General features: G+C 63.4%; 5 protein-coding genes and 1 pseudogene. 5 read left to right on the forward strand and 1 reads right to left on the reverse strand.

Annotation, left to right across the window (positions count from 1 at the left end):
- Positions 1-279 precede the first annotated feature (279 nt).
- The 5 genes from ABTZ94_RS35725 (at position 280) to ABTZ94_RS35745 (ending at position 5,618) form a co-directional block, all read left to right on the forward strand.
- On the forward strand, positions 280-954 hold the full coding sequence (locus tag ABTZ94_RS35725) for a DUF4365 domain-containing protein (protein ID WP_351207322.1): 675 nt from the start codon (positions 280-282) through the stop codon (positions 952-954).
- Positions 955-1,749: 795 nt separating this feature from the next.
- Positions 1,750-2,115, forward strand: coding sequence for a hypothetical protein (locus tag ABTZ94_RS35730; protein ID WP_351207324.1), 366 nt, complete (start codon positions 1,750-1,752; stop codon positions 2,113-2,115).
- A gap of 333 nt (positions 2,116-2,448) precedes the next feature.
- A complete protein-coding gene (locus tag ABTZ94_RS35735; RefSeq protein ID WP_351207326.1) occupies positions 2,449-2,886 on the forward strand; it encodes a hypothetical protein in 438 nt (145 codons plus the stop codon).
- A 9-nt stretch (positions 2,887-2,895) separates the two neighbouring features.
- Positions 2,896-4,641 (forward strand): alpha/beta hydrolase, encoded by a 1,746-nt coding sequence (locus ABTZ94_RS35740; protein WP_351207328.1) that lies wholly within the window; start codon positions 2,896-2,898, stop codon positions 4,639-4,641.
- Positions 4,642-4,772: 131 nt separating this feature from the next.
- On the forward strand, positions 4,773-5,618 hold the full coding sequence (locus ABTZ94_RS35745) for a hypothetical protein (protein ID WP_351207330.1): 846 nt from the start codon (positions 4,773-4,775) through the stop codon (positions 5,616-5,618).
- A gap of 5 nt (positions 5,619-5,623) precedes the next feature.
- Here ABTZ94_RS35745 and ABTZ94_RS35750 read toward each other — a convergent pair.
- A pseudogene (locus ABTZ94_RS35750) lies at positions 5,624-5,797 on the reverse strand (ATP-binding protein); the annotation flags it as partial.
- Positions 5,798-6,059 lie beyond the last annotated feature (262 nt).

The following is a 6,059-nucleotide window of genomic DNA, read 5'->3' on the forward strand; positions in this document are numbered from 1 at the left end:
ACGCGCTCCGCTTCCCCGACAGCCCCGTCCGCGCCCACCACCGCGCGACCTACGGCACCCGCCCGTACACCGCCTTCGGGGGCGACTTCAACGACCGGCGCTTTCGCTGCCGGACTCGGGCGGAGAATCGTGTCGCTGGCTCACCTTGCTCACGATATGCGCGACCACTGACAGAGGGAGGCGGATCGGGCCGGAAACCGATCACGCGGTTTCGGGATGTCGTAAGCCGCGGATACTCTGTGCGACCGGTCGGAGCCGAGCGCGACATGGGGGGTGTGGATGAACGAGCGTCCGGCGAAAGGTCGTTACCAGTGCGGTGCGCCGCTGCAAGCGGGCTCCGACGAGTGGGGTGGGCCGGACGGCGCGGCCTCGACCGGACTTCCACATCCCGCAGAGCCGGTCGATGCGACGGACCCGCCAGTGGAGCCCTGGCTGGAGCCCGCGGCGACGGGCGACAACAACCACAAAGGCGATTTCGGTGAGCAGTTCGTCCGGGCACTGGCGACGGCGGCGAACCTCAACGTGTCCAACTCCCGCGACCGTCTGGGAATCGACTGGGAGTTGACCTTCCCGGGACGGGGCGGCACAAGAAGATACCCGCAGATCCAGGAGCAGGTGAAGTGCTGGAACCGGCCGAAGGACACCGGCGACTCCTGGCGTTATCCGCTGCGAGTACACAACTACAACCTGCTGTCCGGCCGGGACTTCTACGTGCCGCGATTTCTGTTACTCGTTGTTGTACCGGAGGACGCAGGCGAGTGGGTCGAGGCGCCCCATGAAGGCTTGTTGCTGCGGCACGCTGCTTACTGGGCATGCTTCCACGACAACGAGCTCACGGACCGGCCCAAGGACAGCAGCTTGACGGTGTCGGTGCCGAAGGCCAATCTGCTCACGACGGAGACCTTGCACGACCTCTTCGGCCCTGAGTTCCGAGAGAAGCTGGGGGTGTCATGATCGCGATCTCCGATGCGGAGTTCAGTCAGGTGAAGGACCTGGCAACTTCCTCTCTGCTGCGCTATTTGCGCGGCCGCGGCTGGTCCCCGCAGCGGGACTACGGTCGAGCCCAGTTATGGGTGCTGCCCGTCCCCGGCGATCCCGGTGAGCCGTACGAAGCGCTGGTTCCGTTGGACCGGGGCCCGCGCGACTACGCCGACCGGGTCGCAGACCTGGTGGAAACCCTGTCCATGGTGGAGGCGCGCAGTCCGGCCGATGTGCTGCGCGAGATGTCGCTCCCGTCCGCGGACTGGCAGTTCCTCCGGCTCACCCCGCCGGGCCCTTCCGGCACTGCGCCGTTGAACGAAGTGGTACCTGCCCTCGCAGGTCTGCGGGACCTGATGACATCGGCTGCGGCTGCCGAAGCCGCCCCCGAGCCGCAGCCGGTGCAGCCCGCCAATAAGCCCCAGCTGGTCAAGGACCACGTGGCGTCGGTGAGGCTCGACCAGGCCAGGGTGGGCAGCTACGTGGTAGCCGTGCACACCCCGCTCCCCGAACTCCCTGTCCAGGCCCATCTGTTCGACTATGGGTCCCGCGCGGAGCCCTTCGCCAGACGGGTCTCCCGAAGGCTGTACGCGGCACTCATCTGTGCCCGGGAGGCCGCCGATCTCAGCCTGCGCGACGACGAGGTGGCCGACTTCGCGCCATACGTCCCGGCGGGACTGTCGGCGAATCTTTGCGAAGCGCTGGTCAAGATCGGTGGCGACGAAGGACCGAGCTTCTCACTCGACTTCACCTGGTCCCCCCGACCTGCCCATGGAACGGCCCACCGAGCGCATCCGGCTCGCCCGCCCGCACCTCGCCGCCCTGGACGCGGGGGCCAAGGACCTCCGCGCCCGGCTGGGGCGCGGCGACATGATGCTGGTCGGCTCGGTGGTGCGGCTGCACCGGGAGCTTCCCCAGGGGCTGGGGGCCGTCACTGTCGCCGGATCCTTCGAGGACCGGGATGACGGCCGGCCGCGCCGGGTCAGGATGACGCTGGACCACCACGACTACAGCAAGGCCGCCGAGGCGCACCGCCGGGGCGATGAAGTGCTGGTGCGAGGGGATCTCACAGCCCTCGGGAACGCTCCGCGGATGGAGAACATCCGGTCGTTCGCCGTACGCCATGTATCCGAGTGAGGACGGCCAGGTGCGGGGCATGGACGTGGGCGTCGACCAGATCGCGGTCGATTGGTAGGGCAAGACCGGGACGGCCTAAAGGGCTTTGCACCGAGGGGCGGCTTCTGAGGACGCTGTGCGAATCCGGGAGATTCTCGCCGTACTGAAAGAAGCCGTGCGTATGGGCCGAGACGGGTTCACCCGACCAGGTTTTCGCGCTGCAGGACGCCGATGCCCTTGAGAACCGCGGATCCACAGTGACGCATGAGTAGTTGCACTCATGCGTCACTGGTGCACAGTACCTACCGTGACGAACCGCAAGGACGCAGTATTTCGATCAGAGGGGGCGTGGGGATGGCATGGGATGAGCGGGAACAGCTCAAGGCCGAGATTGAACGGCATTCGGTGCAGATGCGACTCAATCAGTCTGATGAGGGCCCCAATGGTGGCCTCGGCGGAGTGAGATCCAGCAAGGCTGCGTGGACGCGAGCGGGCGAGGGTGTTGGCAGGCTGCAGGGGGACATCAAGAAGGCCTTGACGAAGTTGGAGCAGGAGCAGAAGGGTACCGAGGCCAACTGTGAGGTGTTGAGCGCGGCGGCTCAGCAAGATGTCTATGAGTCTTGGAGCGAGTACCTCACGAAAGTGCGTGGCAGATGCGGTGCCCTGCGGAACCTGTTGGAGAAGACGGGACACGACCAGTTCAAGAACGACGATGCGATCCGCGAAGCGTTCAATGTGCTGGGAGAGCGGTACGAGGATACGGCTGGCAGCGACCATGGCCGGGGTCGGTGATCTGGGACAGTGGACTACGCCACTCTCAAGGACCTCAAGCCCTCTGAGTTCGAGAACGCGGCGGATGGATACCGCGAGGTCAGCAACATGGCCAGCCAGGCCAAGGATCAGCTCAACAACCAGGTTATTCCTGGGATGCAGAATTCTCTCCGGGGCGAGGCTCTGGACTCGGCCGTCATCCAGCTTCGGGAACTGTCGAAGAATTTTCAGTACGCCCAGGTCGAGTGCGGCTTGATCAGTGCTTCCCTCAACGCCTTCGCTCTGGAACTACGGATGGCCAAGGTCAAGCTTGACCTGGCGGTCGATGACGCAGGGGACGCGAATCTCAAGGTGCGAGAGGACGGGTCAGTCAGCTACGCGGCCTGGAGTGAGAAGCCCGGCGGCGCAAGCATTCTGGGCGGCAACGTGTCGGGCGGCACCTCGCTGGTGCAGGGACCGGGCATCAACCCGAACCATAACGTCGCGCAGGTCTACGCCAACCGCATTGCCGAGGCTGTCAAAGAGGCGGCTGAGGCGGACGCGAAATGGTCCCCGAAGCTGAGGAATCTGAAGGCAGATGATGATCTGACAGTATCCCACCGCGACTGGGCCGACACTCAGAATGACATGCGAGGCGCCCGCAAGGATGCCGGAGATTACATGGGCCTCATCCTCGAACCACCCAAGGACGGAACCCCCCAAGAGAATGCGAAGTGGTGGAAGGGACTGTCCGAGGAGCAGAGGAGCGATTACGTCTCACTTAACCTCGCTACTGTTGGCACGCTCGACGGACTTCCATCGGAGGTTCGGGATGAGGGAAACCGCTATGTCCTGCGGACATCTACTGCCGACTTGGAGCTGGAGCGCGCAAATTTGGTTGGCCAACGCGACATGCTCTCGCCAAATGGGAGGTATTCGGTCAGTGTTGCCACCGGGCGGATTAAGGATATCGACAAGAAACTGGCCGGCTTGGAGCAAGTTCAGGAACATCTCGATTCCACCGGCAGGAAAGGCGTGCCAGAACTTTACCTTCTCGGCATCGATAACGAGAAGAATGGGCATGCCATCATTTCCGTGGGAAATCCTGACGGGGCGGACAATGTGACAACATATGTCCCTGGCATGAATACCAAACTCGAAACGATCGGTAAAGATATTGATAGGGCGGAAAGTCTTTACAGTCAATCGGTTGCTATGGGGGATCCGGACAAGAAATATGCATCGCTGATGTGGCTTGACTACGATGCCCCACAAAATCCTGTATCGGTTGCCGGCGAGAAGCTGGCGGACCAGGGGGCTCCCGTCCTCAATGAATTTCTCGACGGATTGCAGGTGTCGCATCAAGGGAAGCCCGCCCATGACACGCTGCTAGGGCATAGCTACGGTTCGCTCGTGTCGGGGAAGATGCTTTCCGGGGATGACACCCCTCCTGTTGATGCCGCCATCTTCGTAGGGAGTCCCGGAGTGGGGGTGGACCATGCAGGTGACCTCAACCTCTCGCCGGAGAGTGTGTGGGCGGGGAAATCTGCTAACGACGTGGTGGCGGGTCTCCCGACGCGGACGATCTATAACCCGTGGAGTTGGGGCGAACGCCCTTTCGGTGTCGACCCCACGGCTCCAGAATTTGGCGGCAACATGTTCGGGGTTCAAGATGGAAGTAAATGGCCCCTATTTTCTGCGCATAGTCTGTACTGGGATGAAAATTCTGAGTCCTTGAAGAATATGGCACTGATTGTGAATGGGGAGTATCCGATGAGTGGGACGGTGCCTGAGTGAAAATAGGACGTCTGGTCGGATTTCTTATCGCCACATCCTTCCTTGTAGCCGGTTGCGGGGCAGGCAGTGAGGGTGGGTCGATAGGGCCTAATGCGTCGAGTAGTCCCACTACTGAACACGGAGGCACAAGAATGGACATGAGCCAGGCCGAGCGAACAGCTGAAGAATTGATTCAAGAAGCGATCCGTGGAGTGAGTCCCGAGCCGCATCTGGAGCCGTTCGGTGGAGGTGTGAAATCCTGTCAAGAACCCAGTGACGGCGGGTCCGAGGACCGTGTCACCCTGACACGGAACTACTGGCTCAAGGGGATTTCCCGAGACGACGCAAAGAGCGTGGTCCGGAAGGTCTTCGAGAACTGGAAGGAGGCCGGACACGTCGTTGACGCTGCGCCAGATTATGAACGTCGAGTCGTTGCGGCCAATTTGAGAAGCAAGCCGGACGACTTCCTCATGCAGGTGGCAATGGGGCTGGGCGGTCAGCTGAGCGTCGGCGTTACCTCTCCCTGTTTCTGGGACAAGAATCCAGTGTCCGAGTCTCTCGGCTACCCAGCACCCCGGACCGAGGCCGAGCTGCAAGACCGGCAGGAAGCCATGAACGGGGTGCGGTCCGTTTCCAGCCAGATCCTGGACAGCCTCGCCGGCGGGCGTCCTTCCAGTGACGAGCCCGCCGTTCTGGTGCGTCTGCAGGACGGCTCGTGCTACGCGGATCATCAGTGGACGTACACCTGTGAAGATGCCTCGACCGCAGAGCGGGCCTTCCACCAGATGGTGCGCACTCTGGGGGAGCGTGGATGGCGGATGGAGGAGCCGTCCGTAGAGGTGGCGCCGCAGGGCGGTGACTCCGTCGTGGTCCTGACACCGGACGAACACGAGGCAGGGGCCGGGGTGGTCCGGAACCGTGGAGAGGCCGTCATCAGCATTTCTGCCGCGTGGGAACGTGAATGGCCGCCGCCCTATATGCGCGAGGGCGGTCAGTAGGTCCGGTCGGCGACGATGTGCGCGGCGTGCTCCGTGGGCAGTCCCCAGTCGCCCAGATGCGCCGTGGTGAGCCGGGCGAGCCTGGCACCCCGGCGGGTGGGGGAGAGCAGCACGGTGAACTCTCGGGTGGGAACGGAATGTTCGGTTCGGGCGATTTGTTGGTTCGCATCACTCAGCATGGCCGGGCGTGCGTACCGTGAATAGCGACGAGGCCCTTACGTACGGTGATTTTCCCGTGCTTGTCCAGTGCTGTCCCGGCTGTCCGGGGTGACGTGCTGGGGAGGCCAGGGGTTGAGCAAGAACGGCATGCACGTTGGAAGTGCGGCACGGATGAGCGTGGATGAGACCGGTGCGGAGCGCGGTGACGTCGGGGCAGACGAGCCCGGCTCGCCGCCCTGGACGCGGGGGCCAAGGACCTCCGCGCCCGGCTGGGGCGCGGCG

Origin of the sequence: Streptomyces sp. NPDC002785 (assembly GCF_040295565.1) — a bacterium.
Classification (GTDB): Bacteria; Actinomycetota; Actinomycetes; order Streptomycetales; family Streptomycetaceae; genus Streptomyces.